This is a genomic window from Sphingomonas nostoxanthinifaciens, assembly GCF_019930585.1.
GTDB lineage: Bacteria > Pseudomonadota > Alphaproteobacteria > Sphingomonadales > Sphingomonadaceae > Sphingomonas_I > Sphingomonas_I nostoxanthinifaciens.
Map to the genome: position 1 here is coordinate 2,881,911 of NZ_CP082839.1, position 17,648 is coordinate 2,899,558.

15 protein-coding genes are annotated in these 17,648 nt (G+C 68.5%); 5 read left to right on the forward strand and 10 right to left on the reverse strand.

What is annotated here, in order from left to right; genetic code table 11:
* Nucleotides 1–181: 181 nt before the first annotated feature.
* Entirely contained in the window at nucleotides 182–1,039 is an 858-nt protein-coding gene (locus K8P63_RS13490) for a pirin family protein (RefSeq protein ID WP_223796542.1), read from the forward strand.
* Here the strand turns inward: K8P63_RS13490 and K8P63_RS13495 are convergent.
* The 7 genes from K8P63_RS13495 to K8P63_RS13525 form a co-directional block, all read right to left on the reverse strand.
* Complete coding sequence (locus K8P63_RS13495; protein WP_223796543.1) at nucleotides 1,036–2,442, reverse strand: efflux transporter outer membrane subunit; 1,407 nt, start codon at nucleotides 2,440–2,442, stop codon at nucleotides 1,036–1,038. The genes K8P63_RS13490 and K8P63_RS13495 overlap by 4 nt on opposite strands.
* On the reverse strand, nucleotides 2,439–3,323 hold the full coding sequence (locus K8P63_RS13500) for an HlyD family efflux transporter periplasmic adaptor subunit (RefSeq protein ID WP_223796544.1): 885 nt from the start codon (nucleotides 3,321–3,323) through the stop codon (nucleotides 2,439–2,441). The genes K8P63_RS13495 and K8P63_RS13500 overlap by 4 nt, the downstream gene beginning before the upstream one ends.
* Nucleotides 3,320–3,532 (reverse strand): DUF1656 domain-containing protein, encoded by a 213-nt coding sequence (locus tag K8P63_RS13505; RefSeq protein ID WP_223796545.1) that lies wholly within the window; start codon nucleotides 3,530–3,532, stop codon nucleotides 3,320–3,322. The genes K8P63_RS13500 and K8P63_RS13505 overlap by 4 nt, the downstream gene beginning before the upstream one ends.
* Entirely contained in the window at nucleotides 3,529–5,553 is a 2,025-nt protein-coding gene (locus K8P63_RS13510; RefSeq protein ID WP_223796546.1) for an FUSC family protein, read from the reverse strand. Before K8P63_RS13510 ends, K8P63_RS13505 begins: the two co-directional genes overlap by 4 nt.
* Nucleotides 5,550–6,017, reverse strand: a complete 468-nt coding sequence (locus K8P63_RS13515; RefSeq protein ID WP_223796547.1) for a MarR family winged helix-turn-helix transcriptional regulator — start codon at nucleotides 6,015–6,017, stop codon at nucleotides 5,550–5,552. Before K8P63_RS13515 ends, K8P63_RS13510 begins: the two co-directional genes overlap by 4 nt.
* A gap of 79 nt (nucleotides 6,018–6,096) precedes the next feature.
* Nucleotides 6,097–7,515: a M20/M25/M40 family metallo-hydrolase gene (locus K8P63_RS13520; RefSeq protein ID WP_223796548.1), complete on the reverse strand. Its 1,419-nt coding sequence runs from the start codon at nucleotides 7,513–7,515 to the stop codon at nucleotides 6,097–6,099.
* Between the two features lie 118 nt (nucleotides 7,516–7,633).
* A complete protein-coding gene (locus K8P63_RS13525; protein WP_223796549.1) occupies nucleotides 7,634–8,158 on the reverse strand; it encodes a hypothetical protein in 525 nt (174 codons plus the stop codon).
* Between K8P63_RS13525 and K8P63_RS13530 the strand changes: the two genes are divergently transcribed.
* Nucleotides 8,139–9,818 carry a DUF1800 domain-containing protein gene (locus K8P63_RS13530; RefSeq protein WP_223796550.1) on the forward strand — a complete coding sequence of 560 codons (1,680 nt, stop codon included), beginning with the start codon at nucleotides 8,139–8,141 and terminating at the stop codon, nucleotides 9,816–9,818. The two genes, K8P63_RS13525 and K8P63_RS13530, sit on opposite strands and share 20 nt — an antisense overlap.
* Before the next feature lie 178 nt (nucleotides 9,819–9,996).
* Nucleotides 9,997–10,869 (forward strand): metallophosphoesterase, encoded by an 873-nt coding sequence (locus K8P63_RS13535; protein WP_223796551.1) that lies wholly within the window; start codon nucleotides 9,997–9,999, stop codon nucleotides 10,867–10,869.
* A gap of 3 nt (nucleotides 10,870–10,872) precedes the next feature.
* Here K8P63_RS13535 and K8P63_RS13540 read toward each other — a convergent pair whose 3' ends face one another.
* The 3 genes from K8P63_RS13540 to K8P63_RS13550 are packed head-to-tail and all read right to left on the reverse strand — an operon-like array spanning nucleotide 10,873 to nucleotide 13,726.
* Nucleotides 10,873–11,943, reverse strand: a complete 1,071-nt coding sequence (locus K8P63_RS13540; RefSeq protein ID WP_223796552.1) for an acyltransferase family protein — start codon at nucleotides 11,941–11,943, stop codon at nucleotides 10,873–10,875.
* A 34-nt stretch (nucleotides 11,944–11,977) separates the two neighbouring features.
* The gene (locus tag K8P63_RS13545) at nucleotides 11,978–13,153 is read right to left on the reverse strand and encodes an acyltransferase family protein (RefSeq protein ID WP_223796553.1); all 1,176 of its coding nucleotides are present in this window, start codon (nucleotides 13,151–13,153) and stop codon (nucleotides 11,978–11,980) included.
* A 3-nt stretch (nucleotides 13,154–13,156) separates the two neighbouring features.
* Nucleotides 13,157–13,726: a polysaccharide biosynthesis/export family protein gene (locus K8P63_RS13550; protein ID WP_223796554.1), complete on the reverse strand. Its 570-nt coding sequence runs from the start codon at nucleotides 13,724–13,726 to the stop codon at nucleotides 13,157–13,159.
* A gap of 145 nt (nucleotides 13,727–13,871) precedes the next feature.
* Between K8P63_RS13550 and K8P63_RS13555 the strand changes: the two genes are divergently transcribed.
* Together K8P63_RS13555 and K8P63_RS13560 are read left to right on the forward strand one after the other, a co-directional pair.
* A complete protein-coding gene (locus tag K8P63_RS13555) occupies nucleotides 13,872–15,185 on the forward strand; it encodes an outer membrane beta-barrel protein (RefSeq protein ID WP_223796555.1) in 1,314 nt (437 codons plus the stop codon).
* Nucleotides 15,186–15,267: 82 nt separating this feature from the next.
* On the forward strand, nucleotides 15,268–17,427 hold the full coding sequence (locus K8P63_RS13560; protein ID WP_223796556.1) for a GumC family protein: 2,160 nt from the start codon (nucleotides 15,268–15,270) through the stop codon (nucleotides 17,425–17,427).
* Nucleotides 17,428–17,648: the final 221 nt, after the last annotated feature.

Genomic DNA, 17,648 nt, shown 5'->3' on the forward strand with positions numbered 1-17,648 from the left:
GCATGGTCGCCTGGCTGAACTTCCGGCCGATTCGTCGTACTCAAGCGCATCAGGCGGAACAAATTGCTTTTGCTGCTGCGCACCATCGATCGGCGCGGCACGGCCGGCATGACAATGGCGAGCGGGCGAAAGGGTCGATAAGGGCTCCGTCGTCACGACCGTATCTTGCCCGGAGTTGCCTATGCCGATCCGTACCGTTCTGCGCCTCCATCCCGCGCTGCGCGACGACATCGCCGATCTGGTGACGCGCCGGCCGCTCCCGAACCCACGCCTCCCGCAACTCGACCCGTTCCTATTCCTCAATCACCACGGGCCGCAGACCTACAGGCCCGCCAATCACGGTCTTCCGTTCGGCCCGCATCCCCATCGCGGGTTCGAGACGGTCACGTTCATCCTCGACGGCAGCCTCGCCCATTCCGACACCGGCGGGCATGAGAGCATCATCGAGGCGGGCGGCGTCCAGTGGATGACGGCGGGATCGGGCCTGATCCATGCCGAACTGTCGCCGGCTGCTTTCAAGCGCGACGGCGGCGCGATGGAGATCCTGCAGCTCTGGGTGAACCTGCCCGGTCGGCTGAAGATGGTCGCGCCGCGCTATACCGGCGTGCAGCGCGATCAACTACCGGTCGTGCAGCTCGACGATGGGCGCGCCTCGCTCACGCTGGTCGCCGGCCATTTCGATGGGCATGACGGGCCAGTGCCGTCGCTCACCGGGCTGTTCATGTCGGTGGTGACGATTGTCGCCGGCGGCAAGGCCATGTTGCCGGCACCAGCGGGCCGCGCGGTCTTCCTCTACGTCGTCGCCGGCACCGTCCGCATCTCGGGCACGGCGGTCGCGCAATGGCATCTGGCCGAGCTGAGCGACCGCGAGGACGTGCAGGTCGAGGCCGATACGGCCGCCACGTTGCTGTTCGGCCATGCCGATCCGATCGGCGAGCCGGTGGTGTCGCACGGGCCGTTCGTCATGAACAGCCGCGAGGAGATCGTCGCCGCCTATCGCGATTATCAGGCCGGCCTGTTCGAACGGCCGATCGCCTAATTCTCCCAACCTCCGCCCAGCGCGAGGAACACGTCGACCTGCCGATCGATCAGCGTGGCCTTCGACTGGGCCAGGGTCGCCTCGGCGGTGGCGAGATTGGATTGCGCGGTCAGCACCTCGAGCACGCTCGTGCGGCCATAGCGGAACAGCCGATCGGCCTGCGCGGCGGCGCGATCGGCGTCGCTGCTGGCGGACTCCAACGCGCGGTCGTGGTCGATCTCGCGCGCATAGGATGACAGCGACGTCTCGGTCTGGCGCAGCGCCTCGATCACCGTGCCGTCGAATTGCGCGGAGGCGGCATCCGCGGCGGCGCCGGCCCCGGCGATGCGCGCGTGGATCGCCTTGCGATTGGGGAAGGCCCACGAGATGAGCGGGCCGGCATAGCCGCCGAAGCTCGGCCCCGTCAGGAACGAGCCGATCGTGTTGGCGAGACCGGCGGAGCCCGTCAGCGTCACGTTCGGATACAGTGCAGCGGTTTCCACCCCGATCCCGGCGGTCGCGGCGGCGAGCTGCCGCTCCGCCGCGCGAATGTCCGGCCGGCGCTTCAGCAACGCGGCGCCATCACCGATCGGCAGCGGCTGGCGGAGCATGGGCGGCGTCGCGCATGCCTCCAGTTCGCGCGGATAGTCGGATGGCGCGCGGCCCATCAAGGCTGCGATCTGATAGAGCGACGCCTGCCGCACGGCGATGATCTCGGGCAGCCGCGCCGCGCTCTGGTCGCGCGCGGCGCGTGCGCGCGTCACGTCGAAGGCGGTGCTGCGGCCGCCTTTGAACAGTCGCGACATCGAGTTGAGCGTCCGGTCCTGTACGTCGAGCACGTGCCGCGTCGCCGCCAGCGTCACGTTGGCGGAGCAGGTATCGGCATAAGCGCGCGTCACCGCTGCGGCGACCGCCACGCGCACGCGGTCGCGCGCCGCCTGCGCCGCCTCGGCCTGATCGCTCGCCGCCTCGATCCCGCGCTTGATCCCGCCCGCGAGATCGAGCGGATATTCGACGGTCGCGTTCAGGATCCCGCTATAGGGAAGATCGAGTGGCACGGTCAGCGTGTAGCCGCCGACGCGCGCAGCGAAGGCGGCGGCGCCGACGCTCGTCTGAACGGTCCGCCCCGCCTGGACCTGGCGGACGACGTCGCCCGCGCGCCGGAGATTGGCGTCGGCCGCACGCAGATCGGTGTTCGCGGCCAGCGCCTCACCGACATAAGCGTCGAGGCGCGGATCGTCATACAGGCGCCACCAGTGCGGTGGCAGATCGGCCTGCGCGAAGGCAGGCTCGGCACCGCTGTGAAACGGCGCATTGGCGGCGGGCGCGCGCACCATCGCGTGATCGGGCACGTGATAATTCGGGCCGGCGACGCAGCCGGCCAGTGCCAGCGCCGGCAGCCAGGACAAGAGCGCGCGCTTCACCGCTGGGGTGCGCCCTGCTGGAGAATGGTGACCGTCGCGGTGCGGCCCGGAATGAGGCGCGTGCCGACCGGCAACCGATCGACCTGCACGCGTACCGGGATACGCTGCGCCAGCCGCACCCATTCGAAGGTCGGTTGCACCGCCGGCAGCAGATTGCCCGTGGTACGTGCCTGATCGTCGGCGATGCCGCCGGCGATGCTGTCGACATGGCCGTAAAGCGGGTGCGGATCGCCCATCAGGCGGATCAGCGCCCGATCGCCGACATGAATGTGGCCGAGCTTGGTTTCCTCGAAATAGCCCTCGATGCGGATACTGCGCGCATCGACCAGCGCCATCGCCTGCGCGCCGGCGGCGAGGAAGTCGCCGGGATGGAGATCGAGATTGGTCACCTTCCCGTCGACCGAGGCATGCACGGCGGTGCGCGTCAGGTTGAGCCGGGCCGTGTCGCGCGCCGCCGACGCCTGCGCCAGCTGCGCCAGCGCGGTCTCGACCTTGGCGACATTCTGTTCGTGCGTCTCGGTCGCGACGAGGTCGCCGAGCGCGATGTCGCGCCGCGCCTCCTTCCGCGCAAGGTCGAGCGTCGCGCGCGCCGCCGCGATGTTCGCATCCGCCTGCGCCAGCGCGGCGGCGAAGCGCGGGCGATCGACCACGACAAGGAGATCGCCGCGATGGACGAACTGATTGTCGCGCACGTGCACCTCGGTCACCAGCCCGCCGACGTCGGTGGTGATCCGCACCACGTCGGCGCGGACGTGGCCGTCGCGCGTCCACGGGTCGTTCTCGTAGCGGCGCCACAGCCACAGGGCGACGAGGATCGCGCCCGCAACCAGGAGGATGGTCAGCAGCCAGCGGCCGAGCGAGGCAAGCAACGCAGTCTTCATTTCTGCCCATATGGAATGGTGAGGTGCACGAGCAGCCCCAGGATGAACATGAACAGGCACAGATCGACCAAGGGTCGATAGGCGATCAGGCGATAGAAACCGGCAAGCTGCAGGATGCGGCTCAGCAGGCCGGCCATCGCCAATGCCGCCACCGCCAGCAGCAGCAGCGCCGGCACGTAGACGCCGAACAGCGAAATCTCCCCGATCATGCCGGTTCTCCATAGCCGGGCACGCCGGGATAGAGGTTGCGGCGCAGGCTGATGAGCAGGATCAGGCCGTCGCGGCGGCGGCCCTGCTCGGGATCGCGCGCGATCGCGGCAACGGTCGCGTCGATCTCCTCGAGCAAGGCGGGCGGCGGCGGCACCGGACGCGCCGGATCGAGCGCACCGAAATAGCGCGCGATCCCGCTTAGCATCGTGACGATCGCCGCGCGCTCGGGCGCGGGCGCCGCCTCCCCGAATTGGCGAAGCCGCCCCGAGATGAGGCCGGTCCGCATGTCGAGCAGCGCGTCCATCACCCCCGCCGGCTGCTCCGCGGGACGGGCCGCCAGCCGTGGCAGGAGCAGGCCGACGCGATCGAGCATGCGACTGCCCCAGCGCCGCTCGTCGCCGCTGCGACCGGCTGCGCGGCGAGCGACATCGCGCCAGCCGGCCCGGAACAGCCGGGCGATGCTATGGTCGGTGCCGATCGTCTGGAACAGCCCGACGGTGACCACGGCGAAGCCGGTGCCGGCGAGCTGCGCCAGCGCGCCGTTGACGAAGCCTGCGAAGTCGGCGGTGTAAGTGGCGTTGAAACCGACGGTATTGCCGAAGCCCAACAAGGCACCCAGCGCGATCAACGTCCAGCGGGGCCGCGCCATGAACGATCCGATGATCAGCAACGGCGGCGCCATGACCGCGATGAACGTCTCGAGCGCGGTCACGCGCGGCAGGATCGCATAAGCGTAGATCGCCGCCAGCACGAGGCCGGCTAGGCTACCGAGCAGGAACAGGAAGATCACTGGCCCCGGCCGGTCGACATTGCCGAACAGCGCGCAACACACGCCGGCGATCAGCACCGCGCCGGCACCGTCGGGCCACGCCGTCCCGATCCAGAACGCGCAGCCGAGCGCGATACAGGTGAAGGTGCCGAACGCCGCACGCAGCGCCAGTCCGGGATCGTTGTGGAGCGCGCGCCCCTGGGTGCGGCCGAGCAATTCCGCCACGCGCGGCGACACGGCGCGGATGCTGGGCGAGCGGATCTGATCGCGCAGGTCGCGCGCGTCGCGATGCGCCGCGATCAGCTCGCCCAGCCGCGAACAGAGGTTGAGCACGAGCATGTCGCGCCACGTCCGCGTCGGCTGCGCCGCGACGAGTGCATCGAGCCGCACGATCAGGGCGGCGGCGCTGCCGTCGCGATCGGCGCGCACCATTTCGGCCAGCCAAACGCGCGTATCGGCGACGATCGCCGCGATTTCGGCGGGCACACCACCCTTCGTCGTCAGCTCGATCAGGCGATCCTCGACCGTGCCGCCCAGCGGCACGATCTCCAGCAGCCGGTCCTGAAGCGCACGCACGGTACGCGTGCGCGGCAGGATGCGCGCAGTGTCGAACGGCAAGTGGACCGAGAGCTGATCGAGCTCGTTCAGGTCGATCGCGATCCGGCGCTGCTCCTGCGAACTCTTGGCATGCACGTCGCGCGCCAGCGCCTCGCACGACCAGCGCTCCGCATCGGCCAGAATCGCGTCGACCCGCGCGAACAGCCGCGCCGTAACGGTGCGCGGAAATATGAAGCCATGCACGAGACTGCCGGCGAAGATGCCGATCACGATCTCCTGCACGCGCAAGATCGCGGTGGTGAAGACCGCGCCGGGCGCGCCGACGCTGGGAAAGCCGATGATGCTGGCGGTGTAGCCGGCCAACAAGAAGACATAGGCGCGCGGCGTCCGGTCGAGCAGCGAGATGTAAAGGCAGACGCCAAGCCACAGCGCCAGCGCCGCCGATAGCGCCATCGGCTCGTTGACGAACGTCGGCACCAGCACGACCGCCGCCGTCGCGCCCAGCGCGGTGCCGAGCAGCCGGAACACGGCCTTCGACAGCACCGCGCCCGCCAGCGGCTGGGCGACGATGTAGGAGGTGGTGACCGCCCAGTACGGCCGGGTCAGGCCGATGCGGAGCGCGATGTAGAAAGCGAGCATCGCCGCGACGAAGCATTTGACGGAGAACAGCGCCTCCTCGAAGTCGAGCTTCATGGCGCGACCTGGCTCAGGGCGCCCAACGCCCGATCGAGTCGGCCGAGCACCGCCGTCGACGTGGCGAGCATCTCGTCGCCAATCCCGTCGAACAATGTGGTGCGGATGCGGCGCAGCGCATCCTCGATCCCGCCGACAAGCTGCTTGCCCTCGGGCGTGAGCGTGATCCGGTTGACCCGGCGATCGCCATCCTGCCCATTGCGCACGACCAGCCCTGCGGATTCCAGCCGGTCGAGCAGCGGCACCAGCGACGATCCACGCATGTCGACCGCGGCGGCAAGATCGCCCTGACGGATGCCCTCCGCGCCCCCGCCCTGCCGGCCGACGTGCAGCAATACCCAGCCGCTGGCGTGCGAGAGCCCGAAGCGCTCGACCGCACGATCCGCCTCGCGCCGCCAGCGGCGGGCGAGCGGCAACAGCAGGCGCACGAAGTCCAGCTCGGCAGCGAGTCGACCGTGATTCATTCGCCTCCTAATAATGTCGGAGCGAACGAACTGCAATCCTCGTCGATGGTTATGCCCGCCTCGTCGCGCGCGCCGAGCATCAGCCGGGCAGGTCGCCGTAAATCTTCATCAGGCGGAACAGGTAATCGCGGCCGTCGTAGAGCACCTTCACGCGGATGCGCTCGTTCAGGCCGTGCACGCCGTCACCGTCGGGATCGATGAAGTCGCCCGAAATGCCGTAGGTCGGGATGCCGACCGGCGTGAGGAAGGCGCCGTCCGTGGCGCCGGCCGACATCTCGCGCACCATCGGCAGGCCGGGCCACATCTGTGCCGCCAGCGTCTCGGCCGGCCCCAGCACCTTGGGGTCGAGCGGCGGCGGCGGCGCGGGTGCGTTGCGCACCTCGCGGATCGCGACCGACACCTTGGGATCGGCGATCACCTGCTCCAGCGTGTGGCGCACATCCTCCGCCGAGGTGCCGGGGAAGATGCGGCAATTGATGTTCGCCCGCGCCCGTTGCGGCAGCGCATTGGTGGCGTGGCCGGCGTCGAGCATCGTCGCGACGCAATTGGTGTGCAGGATCGCGTTGGCGTCCGGATCGCGCTCGGCGGTCGCGCGCGCCGCCGCATCCTCCGGATTCGCCAGCAGCGCCTTGATCGCTGCCTGATCGGACGCCGGCCGCGTCGGCGCGATGCGCGTGAAGAAGTCGCGGGTGGTCGCGTTCAGCGTCACCGGAAAATGATAGCCCTCGATCCGCACCAGCGCGTTGGCCAAGTGGTAGATGGCGTTGTCGGGGACGGGGCGCGAGCTGTGGCCGCCGGGATTGGTCACCTCCAGCGTATAATTCTGCGACAGTTTCTCGCCGACCTGGATACCGAGGAATACCGGCTTGCCGGCCTTGTCGAGCATGCCGCCGCCGCCCTCGTTCACCGCAAAGGCGGCATCGATCAGGTCGCGCTTGTTCTTCGCCAGATATTCGGCGCCGTTGAACGCACCGTTGGTCTCCTCGCCGCAGGTCAGCGCCAGCTTGAGCGTGCGCCGCGGGTGGAAGCCCTCGCGCTTGAAGCGGGCCATCGTGTCGACCCACACCGCCGCCATCGCCTTGTCGTCGAACACACCGCGCGCCGAGAAATAGCCATCCTCCTCGACCAAGGTGAATGGGTCGCGGGTCCAGTCGGCGCGCTTGGCCTCGACCGTGTCGAGATGGGCGAGCATCAATACTGCCTTCGCCTTGGCATCGCGGCCGGGCAGGATCGCGACGAGACCGCCCTCCTTGGGGTGATCGGGTACGCTGAAGGGATGGAGATCCGCATCGGGGAAGCCCGCCGCCTTGAGGTGGGCGGCCATGCGCTCCGCCGCGAGCGTGCAGCTGCCGGCGGAGAGCGTCGTATTGGTCTCGACCAATTCCTTGTAGAGCGCGCGGAACTCGGCGTGGCCCGGCGACGGCGTCTGCCCCTCGGCAGTGGCCGACAGGCTTGCGGCAACGATCATCGCCGCCGATGCAGCCAGCTTTCCGAGCATATCTTTCCCCCTTGTCGTTCATGCCGAGCTTAAAGCGGCGGGCCGACGTGGCAAGCGGCTGTCGCAGCAGCCAAAAGTGAGAAATGATGCGAATGATCGCAGCCATTTAACCTCAATTTTACGCCGCATCGGCCATAGCCCGCCTTGCTCGCGCACCGCCGCCCCGAATGGCCGCAGGACCGCGCGATCGGGTTTCGGGGGTATAGGTCGTGCGTTTGCGTTTCCGTCGGGTCATCATCGCAGGCGCGATCGTCGCGGCGTGCTCGACGCTTGGTGGCTGCGGCGGGGGCGGCGGCAGCACCGCCAGCACGGCCGCCAGCACCGGCAATGCGGGCGCCACCAGCTCGACCGTCGTGATCGGCGGCGCCTCCGGCACGTCGTCGGGCAACTCGTCCGCGACAACCGCACCCACGACGACGACAACGACGACCACCACGACAAGCCCGAGCACGAGCAGCACCGCCAGCGGCATCGTCGATGCCGTCAGCGGCGTGGTCGGCAACGTCGCGACGACCGTTACCAATGTCGCCAGCGCCGTCGGCGACATGGTCTCCAACGCGGCGACCGCGGTTGGCAACATGGTGTCCAATGCCGCCAGCGCGGTCGGCAGCACGGTGACGAACGTGGCAAGCGCGGTCGGCAATGCCGTCTCGGGCGCGGTCTCCGCCGTCACCGGTGCCGTCAGCGACATGACCTCGGCGGTCACCGGATCAGGAACGGGGACGACCACCACCACGGCACCGACGGTCGATGCGGCCGTGACGCAGGCCGATGCCGCCCGGCTCGCCAAGCAGGCGACGTTCGGCCCAACCCCGGCGGTGGTCGACCGCATCCAGACGCTCGGCATAAGCGGCTGGCTGGACGAGCAGTTCGCCGCCAGCTCCAGCAGCTACAGCGATCTCACAACGCCCGTGGTCGAGCTTACCGACTGCTATCACAGCGATACCTGCCTGCGCCGGAACTATGGCCGCGAGCAGGTGGCGATGCGCTTCTATGCCGATGCGCTGGGGCAGCCCGATCAGCTTCGCCAGCGCGTCGCCTTCGCGCTGTCGCAGCGGCTGGTCGCCGCCAACACCAGCACCAACAATGAGACGGCCGGCCTTGCCGCCTACCAGCAGATCCTGCTCGACGGCGCGTTCGGCAATTATCGCGACCTGCTGATGAAGGTCACGCTCAACTGCTACATGGGCTATTTCCTCAACATGCATGCCAGCCACAAGCTGGCGCCATCGGAAAATTACGCCCGCGAATTCCTGCAATTGTTCACGATGGGCGTGAACAAGCTCAACATGGACGGCAGCCTCGTCACCGACGTCACCGGCGCGACCGTGCCCAACTACACGCCCGACGACGTCAAGGGCGTGGCGCGCGCGCTGACCGGCTGGCTGTGCACCCAGCTCGATCCGACCACCGCCACCTCGTCCTACGACATGACCAAGCCGATGGCGGCGGTCGCGAGCCGGCACGACGTGGCCGCCAAGACCTTCCTCGGCGCGACGGTTCCGGCCAACACCACGCCCGACGCCGACGTCGCGTCGGTGATCGACGCCGCGTTCAACAACGCCTCGACGCCGCCCTTCGTCGCGCACACCCTGATCCAGCAGCTCGTCGTGGCGAACCCCACACCCGCTTATATCGGTCGCGTCGCGGCGGTGTTCGTCAACGACGGCAACAATGTCCGCGGCAACATGAAGGCGGTCGTCCGCGCGATCCTGACCGACAGCGAGGCGCGCGCCACGACGCAGGCCACCACCGCCGGGAAGGTCAAGGAGCCGGTGCTGCTGCTCACCTCGATCGCGCGCGCCGCCGGCATGACCAGCGACGGCTATGCGTTCACGGTGCGCGACGCGCAGCTCAGCCAGCCGGTGTTCCAGCCGGGATCGGTGTTCAGCTTCTACCCGCCCGATTTCCCGCTGCCGCAGAACCAGATGCTCGTCAGCCCCGCATCGAAGCTGATGACGACCGGGACGGCGGTCGCCCGAGACAACCTCGTCTATAGCTGGACGATCGACGCGGACGCGAACACCGCCGAGTTCGCCGCCAACCCCGCGGTGCAGAATTCGACCGGCACCACGATCGACTGGTCGGCATGGGAAGCGTTCGGCACCGACACCGACAGCATGCTCGACCGGATCGACCTCGTGCTGATGAACCGCACGCTCACCACCGCGCAGAAGGCGGCGCTGAAGGCGCAGGCCGAAGCGATCACCACCGCCTCGACCACCGCCCTCCTCGCCCGCAAGCGCGCGCAGGCGATGCTGTTCACGGCGCTGTCGAGCCCGCTGTTCCAAGTCGACCGCTAGGGGGCGCCGTCCGAGTTGAACCGCTCGGGCTGCCCGCGTAGGCCGGCGGCGCAGCAGCGGGGGCGGGATGGAAAGCGATCAGACAAGCCATTCGACGCGCCGGCACCCGCGATCGATGCACGCGGCCCGCTGAGCCATGCTCCAGTCCTTTCGTGCGCGTGCGCTAGCGGCAGGAACAATGCTTTGCGTCGGCGGGGCGGCGACCCTGCTTGCGGTGGCGTTCGCCGAGGCGCGTCGCGATCCGATCGTCATATCCTATCGCCTCGCCGAGCCGCGTCTTTCGTGCGCCGCGTCGCCGCTGCGCGCGGCGCTGATCGCCGACCTGCATCTGCGCGCGGGCGACGAAGCGCGGCTGGCGCGCATCGTCGCCGAAACCAACGCGCTTCGGCCGGATCTCATCCTGCTGGCGGGCGACTTCTTCGGGGGCGACGGGCCACCCAGCGATGACGCTGCCGCTCGATTGCTCGCGCCGCTTGCCGAACTGCGCGCGCATGATGGCGTGGTGGCAGTACTGGGCAATAACGACTGGCACGACGGCGCACCGCGCGCCGCGACGGCGCTGACGCTGGCGGGCGTCCGGCTGATCGGCAACGACGCGTTCGTCACCCCGCGCGCGGCAGTGCTCGGCATTGAGGAGCTTTACTCGAACACCGCCAATCCGCCGCTGGCGCAGGAGCGGCTGGCGAGCGACCTGCTGCTCACGCACCGCGCCGCCCCGCCCGTCACAATCTGGATGGCGCACAACCCGACTTTGTTCGATCGCGTGCGGGGGATGGAGGGGACGATGGTGACCGGCCACACCCATGGTGGCCAGATCTGGCCCGCGATGACGGTGCCGCTGATGCGCTGGATCGGGCGGACGGCGCATCCGCTGGCGATCGGGTTCGGCTGGTCGTCGGGCCGCTACGTCCGCGGGCTCTACCGGCGCGGATCGGCGCGGATGATCGTCACCTCGGGCATCGGCACCAGCACGCTGCCGCTGCGGCTGGGCGTGCCGCCCGAAATCGTCGCGATCGACTTTACCGGCTGCCCCGGGCCGACCGCCGGCTGATCGTCAGGCCATTTCGCGCGCGTCGGGCGCGGCGCGCGGCGGCACCTCGCGCTTGAACACGCGGCTGAGCGGGCGCTCGACGAACAGATGGAGCCCCGCCGCGACGGCGAGCGCACAGAGCGCTGTGAAGAGCAGGAAGAGCGTGGGCGAGGTCAGCCCGCTGCGCGTCCACAGCATCGTCGCGGCGCGGATGCTGAACGGATGCGAGAGGTAGAGCGCATAGGATGCGTCGCCGCCGAATTGCAGCGCCCGCGCGAGCCAGCCCTTGCCCTCCAGCCCTGGCGCGAGCGCGACCGCGCCGATGACGAGCCCCGCCGGCAGCCCGCCAAAGATGAAGCGCGGCAGCATCGCCGCCAGGCCGGCCTGACGGAAGGTGACGGCGAGCACGACGCCCAGCACCACCAATGCCCAGGCCGGCCCCTTACCGAGCCGTATGTCGGCCCGCGCCAGCATGGCGACGCAGATGCCGCCGAGGAATTCGAGGATGATGTCGTTGCCCCAGAAATCCAGCGCCACCGCCCGGCCCGGAAACAGGTGCGCCACCCCGATCAGCAGTACGAGCCCGGCGAACAGCAGGGCCGTGCCGAGCCGGCGCGGGAAGACCAATGCGAGCGCGAAGCAGGCGTAGAAGAACGCCTCGTAATTGAGCGTCCAGCCGAGTTTCAGGATCGGCGTGACCTGCCCCTCGCCGTTCGTCCACGGGATGAACAGGAACGACGCGATCACCTGCGCCGGCCCCTGCGGGTGGCTCTGCACATTGCCGGCGAAGGCGTGCGCGGCGAGCAGCATCATCACCGTCGCCAGATAGTAAAGCGGTGCGACGCGCAGGAAGCGCCGCTCCGCGAACATGCGCGACGCCCCCGGCGTGCCGAACTGGCGCGCCGAGATGCTGTACATGATGAAACCCGAGATGAAGAAGAACATGTCGACGCCGATGCCACCGTCGATCCACCGCCGGATCGAGAAAGCAGGCTCGACCCCCAGCTTGTCCACCACCTCATGATCGAGATGCGCGATCAGCACCGCGAACGCCGCGACGAAGCGCAGCACCTGAAGACGTCCGAGCTGCTTCATCCGTGGGCGTCTCTGCGGTTGGAATGTCGGTCGTTCACGCCGCGTTGCCCTCGCGTGCATCGACCAGCGGCACCGCGTGGATCGGCGCGCCACCGCGTTGCAGCAGGCGGGTCAGCCCGCGCGTCAGCGGGCGTTCGAGCGCGAGATGAACCGCAATCGCGACCAAGATCGCACCGACCCACCCGATCGCGATCGCGGCATAGGCGTTGCCGAGTAGCGCGACACCATGGCCGTGCGCGCGATCCACGACGAGCAGCCAGAACGGATGGACCAGATAGAGCGCGTAGGAGGCATCGCCCACCAGCACCACCGCGCGACCGACGCGCGACCGCACCGGCAGCGGGCCGCCGATCGCCGCGAGCAGCAGTGCCGCCGCCGGCACGCCCCAGCCCAGCAATCGGACGAAGCCGTTGAGCGTGGTCGGCTGGTGCAGCGCCGGCAACGGATTCCACGCGAGCGCGGCGAGGCCCGCGACCAGCAGCACGATCCGCACCGCCGGCGGCAGCCGCAACTGGCCGCGCACCAGCAGCAACGCCAGCCACATGCCGGCCGCGAATTCGAACATGATCGGCTGCGTCCAGAAGCGCACGGCGACCGGCGCCGGCTGCCAGAGCGTTCCCAACGCGACCAGCGCGATCAGCGCCGCCGTCACGATCATGATGCACCGCTCGCGACCGGCGCGAATGCCGGCGGCGAACAGCACATAGAACAGCATCTCGTAATTGAGCGTCCAGCCAAGATCGACGATCGGGAAGGCGAAGCCGTCACCCCGCCCTGTCGTGTCGAACGGAATGAAGGCGTAGCTGGCGAGGATCGCCACGCCACGCGGCAGCGCCTGATGGTTGCCGGCGAACGCCAGCAGCAGCGCGAGCGTCGTCACGCCCCAATAGAGCGGCACGATCCGCACCAGTCGCCGCAGCAGGAAATCGCGTGGGCCATCGGGTGCGCCGAACATGCGACGGCTGGACACCACCATGATGAAACCGGAGATCAGGAAGAACAGATCGACGCCGGCGCCGGTCGCGATGGACGGCCTGACGAAGGCGCCGCCGGGCGCCTGCAGGCGGGCCGCCGTTCCCATGACGTGGCCGAGGACGACCACGCAGGCCGCCAGCGCACGCAGCAGCTGGATCGCGTCGAGCTTGCCGACCGGAGGCGCCCCCGCACCGCCCGATACAGCGCCGGGTGCGGGCCGCAGCGGCACCGCCATAAGCTAGAAGTGCCGTTCGGCGACGCGCACCGTATCGCCCGGCATCACCGGCGTGCCGGGCTGGAGCGGATAGGCATGCTCGATGCCCTCGCCGGTATGGGTGACGAAGATCACCTTCATCTGCGCGCGATAGGTATAGCCGCTGGCGGCGGCGATCGCCTGGCGCAGCGTCATGCCGGGAATATACGGGTATTGCCCGGCCTTCTGTACCTCGCCCAGCACGTAGACCGGGCGATAGTTGACGATCTCGGCCGAGACCTTCGGATCCTTCAGATAGCCATTGGCGAGCGCATGCTCCAGCGCCGTCCGGAATTCCTCGACGGTCAGGCCATCGGCCTTGATCGTGCCGACCAGCGGCAGCGAGACGATGCCGACATTGCTCACCTGATAGGTGTCGGTCAGCGTCGGCTCGCCATAGACCGCGATCTTGAGGCTATCGCCCCCGCTCAAACGATAATTGGCGAGACCGGCGCTGGGTGGAGGCGGCGTTTCCAGCCGCGTCTTGGCGCATGCCGGCAATGCCAAGGCCAGCGCCATCACCATCGCCGATCCGACCCAACAACCTCGCTGCACCGGCATTCCTCGCATGGCCATCGCGCAACTGCCTAGTTCGCTGCGCTGCAAAAGTCCACGCTCTGCCGACGCGCCGCGCGGTATTGCGCGGCAAAGCGCCGTGCCGCGCCGCACAACGCGTTTGCACTCGCGAGTCGCGGCCGGTATGACCCTGCCCGTCATGGGGCTACATCGACCGATCCTGACCCGTGCGCTGCTGCTGGCGCTCACGTTCATGCTGTCGAGTCCGGTGTATGCGCAGGCCGTCGATGCGCTCACAACCTCCGCCGGCAACTTCAAACGCGACCGCAGCATCGCCGTATTGGATCGGCTGCACCCCGAATTTGATCCGCAGGGGATCAATCTCGGCAGCTTCGTGCTGCTGCCGAAGGTTGATGTCACCGCGCGCGGGACCGACAACCTGTACGCAACCGACAGCGATCGGCGGAGCGATGTCGCGGGAGTGGTCGATCCCTCGTTCAAGCTCAATTCGAATTGGTCGCGTAACTGGGTGACGCTGGCGGGCGATGCTGCGATCACCCGCTATGCCGACCATGGCAGCGAGAATGTAGAGACCTATGACGTCAACGGCGCCGGCCAATATGACATCGACAGCCAATCCTATGTGCGCGGTTTCGTCGATTATGGCCGCCTGGCGGAGCGGCGTTCGGACGTCGGCACGCCGAACAACACCGTCACGCCGATCCGCTACAACTCGCTGAACGCGATCGGCACGGCGCAATGGCAGAGCTCGCGCTTCAAGCTGGTCGCGTCGGGCGGCGTCAACCAATTGCGCTACAGCGACAATGTGACCTTTGCCGGGGCGCCCGCGTCGCAGGGCTATCGCGACCGCAATTCCTATCGCGGTACCGCGCGCGGCGAATATGCGCTGACCCCCGACGTGTCGCTGCTGGTGCAGGGCACCGCATCGTTCCAGCGCTATACGCAGAACAACCAGAGCGCGTTCAACCGCAATTCGGACCGGCAGGAGCTGCTCGGCGGCATCAGCATGGAGCTGACCCAGCTCGTGCGCGCGGAGGCGGGCGTGGGCTATATCCACCTGACCTACAAGCAGCCAGGACTGCAGGGGTTCAGCGGCATCGGCGCGCGCGCGCAGGTGCAGTTCTTCCCCTCGCAGCTCACCACCGTCTCGCTCAAGGCGTCGCGCACGATCGAGGACAGCGGGCTGCCGACCGCCCCCTCCTACGTCCGCAGCCTCGTCGCGCTGCAGGTCGACCACGAATTGCTGCGCAACCTGATCCTGTCGGGCTCCGCGCAATATTCGAACAACGATTTCAACCTGCAGGCCCGGCAGGAGCATCGGCCGGAATTCTTTGCCCGCGCGATCTACACGCTCGATCGGCATTTCAGCTTGACGGCGCGCTACGATCACATCGAATCGCATGCGCAGCCGTTCGGGCTCGGCGGCAAGACCTTCGCATTGAACCAGCTCACGCTGACGCTGTCTGCGAGGATCTGAACCGTAGGGGCGGCAAGTCGAATTGCTATGACGGAACCGTTGTGCAATGCAGCAAACCATTTGGTGAGGGCGAGGCATAAGCGTGACTAACCTACCGGCCGAACACAGGCACAGTCCGATCGAACCCAGCCGCCTGGCGGGTGACGAGGGGCCGATCGGTTATCATCGCGCGCCGGAGGGCTTCGACGGATCGCGCATCGCGCGGATGGCACGCCAGAATTACAAGACGTTCCTGCTGGTGGTCGCGCTGGTATTCGGCGCGACGATCCTGATCACTTCGCTGCGCAAGCCGCGCTACACCGCCGCCGCCACCATCCTGCTCGACCAGCGCAAGCAGCAGATCAGCGAAGTCGAGGGCGCGCTTTCGACCTTGCCGCCCGACGATTCGAGCATCGTCGACACCGAGGTCGAGATCCTGCGCTCCGATGCGCTCGCCGAGCAGGTCGTCCGCCAGCTCGATCTGGTGCACAACCCGCTCTACCAGGCGCCCAAGCCGGCGCACTCGCCGGACGAGGCGCTGCATAACGCGACCGACATCCTCCAACGCGGGCTGACGGTGAAGCGCGTCGGCCTGACCTATGTCATCAACCTCACCTACGTGTCGAAGAACGCGCAGGATGCGGCGCGCGTCGTCAACACGCTCGCGCAGAGCTACGTCGACGGCCAGATCGCCCGCCGGCGCGATGCGAACGACAAGGCGCGCGCCTATTTGCAGCAGAAGATCAACAGCTTGCAGGCGGAAGTTAAGTCCGCGGATCAATCCGTTTCGGCGTATCGCACCGCGAACAACCTGAGCGGCGCGACCGCCGCCGGCACGCTCACCGATCAGGAAATCAGCGCCTATAATCAGGCACTTTCGAGCGCACGTGCACAATCGGCGGAAGATGCGCAGCGGCTGGCGGTCGCGCGCCGCCAGCTTGCCCAGGGCGACGAGAAACTGGGCGACACCACCAGCAACGACGCGCTGCGCGAGCTGCGCCAGCAACAGGCGAACATCAGCGCGCGGGTCGCGTCGCTGTCGGCACGCTACGGCCCGCGCTATCCCGATCTCGTCCAGTCGCGCCAGGAACTGGACGACGTGACGCGCCAGATCGACACGCAGAGCAAGCGCTCGATCGCGACGCTGGAGGCGCAGGCCGCCGCCTCGTCGGGCCGCGCCGCCGAGATCGAGCGCAAGCTGAGCCAGACCCAGTCCCAGCTCGCCCGCGGCGACCGGCTGAGCGTCCGGCTGCACGAGCTGCAGGGCCAGCTCGACGCGCCCAAGGCGCTGCTGACCGAGTACCAGACGCGCGAGGCGCAGCTCGCCACCCAGTCGGGCGCGGAACAGGCCGATGCGCGCATCGTCACCGCCGCCGACACGCCCGACAAGCCGAGCTCGCCGAGCTGGCCGATCAGCATCGGGCTCGGCATCGCGCTCGGCATCATCGCCGGTTTCGTCGCCGTGCTGGCGCGCGAGCTTGGCCGCACCGGCGTCGATACCCCGGCCGAGGTCGAGGGCATGTTCGGCGTCGAGTTCGTGGCGGCACTGCCGCGCGTGCAGGGCCGCCGCCACGGCGACCCGGTCGACCTGATTGTCGAGGATCCCGCCTCCCCCTTCGCCGAGGCCGTGCGCAGCCTGGCAGCGGCCGTGTTCCGTCGCGGCAGCGAGGCCAAGGTGGTCGCGATCAGCTCGGCGATGCAGGGCGAGGGCAAGACCACGACCACGCTCGCGCTCGCCCGTTCGCTGGCGCTCGGCGGTCGCCGGGTGGTGGTGGTCGATTGCGACTTCCAGCGGCCGACCTTCGCCACGCGCTTCGGGGTCGATTCGCGCGCTGACCTGATCGACGTGCTGCACGGCCAGGCGACGCTCGACGAGGCGCTGGTGCGCGATCGCGTGACCGACGCCGCATTGCTGACGCTCAACCGGCGCGACACGCCGCTCGCCCATCAGGTCGATTTCGACGCGTTCAGCCGCCTGATCGAGACGCTCGCCGCGCGCTACGATATCGTGCTGCTCGATCTGCCGCCGCTGCTGCGCGTGGCCGAGGCTCGGCTGCTGGCAGCCGAGGCCGACGGCACCTTGCTGCTGGCCAAGTGGAACAGCACGCCGCGTTCGGCGATCGAGTTCGCGCTGACCGTGCTCCAGCGCTCGGGCTGCGTGCCGCTCGGCATCGCGCTCACGCAGGTCGCGATCACGTCGGCGGCGTTCGTCGGCGGCTATGGCGAGCCGAAGCCGGCCCAGTGGAAGCTGCTCGGCGCCTGATCGCGCCGGAAGGTGACAAAGGTGACGCTACGTCAGGGGTGGAGCCCCTCCCCACCCTGCCGCCACGCACGGTGACGGCAGGGTCAAGGGCAACGCGCGTACCAAAGGCGGCGGGAAAGTTCGCGGCGATCGAGGCGATCGGTCGGGTCATGGCGCAGGCTCCTCGACGGGGAGCCTGATCAGCTGACCGACCAAATCCTACTTTGCAAGCGAAATGTTCT

Excerpts from the sequence above, each read along its gene's own strand:
- K8P63_RS13490 (WP_223796542.1), top strand. The coding sequence starts at position 182 with ATGCCGATCCGTACCGTTCTGCGCCTCCATCCCGCGCTGCGCGACGAC.
- K8P63_RS13500 (WP_223796544.1), bottom strand. The coding sequence starts at position 3,323 with ATGAAGACTGCGTTGCTTGCCTCGCTCGGCCGCTGGCTGCTGACCATC.
- K8P63_RS13505 (WP_223796545.1), bottom strand. The coding sequence starts at position 3,532 with ATGATCGGGGAGATTTCGCTGTTCGGCGTCTACGTGCCGGCGCTGCTG.
- K8P63_RS13510 (WP_223796546.1), bottom strand. The coding sequence starts at position 5,553 with ATGAAGCTCGACTTCGAGGAGGCGCTGTTCTCCGTCAAATGCTTCGTC.
- K8P63_RS13515 (WP_223796547.1), bottom strand. The coding sequence starts at position 6,017 with ATGAATCACGGTCGACTCGCTGCCGAGCTGGACTTCGTGCGCCTGCTG.
- K8P63_RS13520 (WP_223796548.1), bottom strand. The coding sequence starts at position 7,515 with ATGCTCGGAAAGCTGGCTGCATCGGCGGCGATGATCGTTGCCGCAAGC.
- K8P63_RS13535 (WP_223796551.1), top strand. The coding sequence starts at position 9,997 with ATGCTTTGCGTCGGCGGGGCGGCGACCCTGCTTGCGGTGGCGTTCGCC.
- K8P63_RS13540 (WP_223796552.1), bottom strand. The coding sequence starts at position 11,943 with ATGAAGCAGCTCGGACGTCTTCAGGTGCTGCGCTTCGTCGCGGCGTTC.
- K8P63_RS13545 (WP_223796553.1), bottom strand. The coding sequence starts at position 13,153 with ATGGCGGTGCCGCTGCGGCCCGCACCCGGCGCTGTATCGGGCGGTGCG.
- K8P63_RS13555 (WP_223796555.1), top strand. The coding sequence starts at position 13,872 with ATGACCCTGCCCGTCATGGGGCTACATCGACCGATCCTGACCCGTGCG.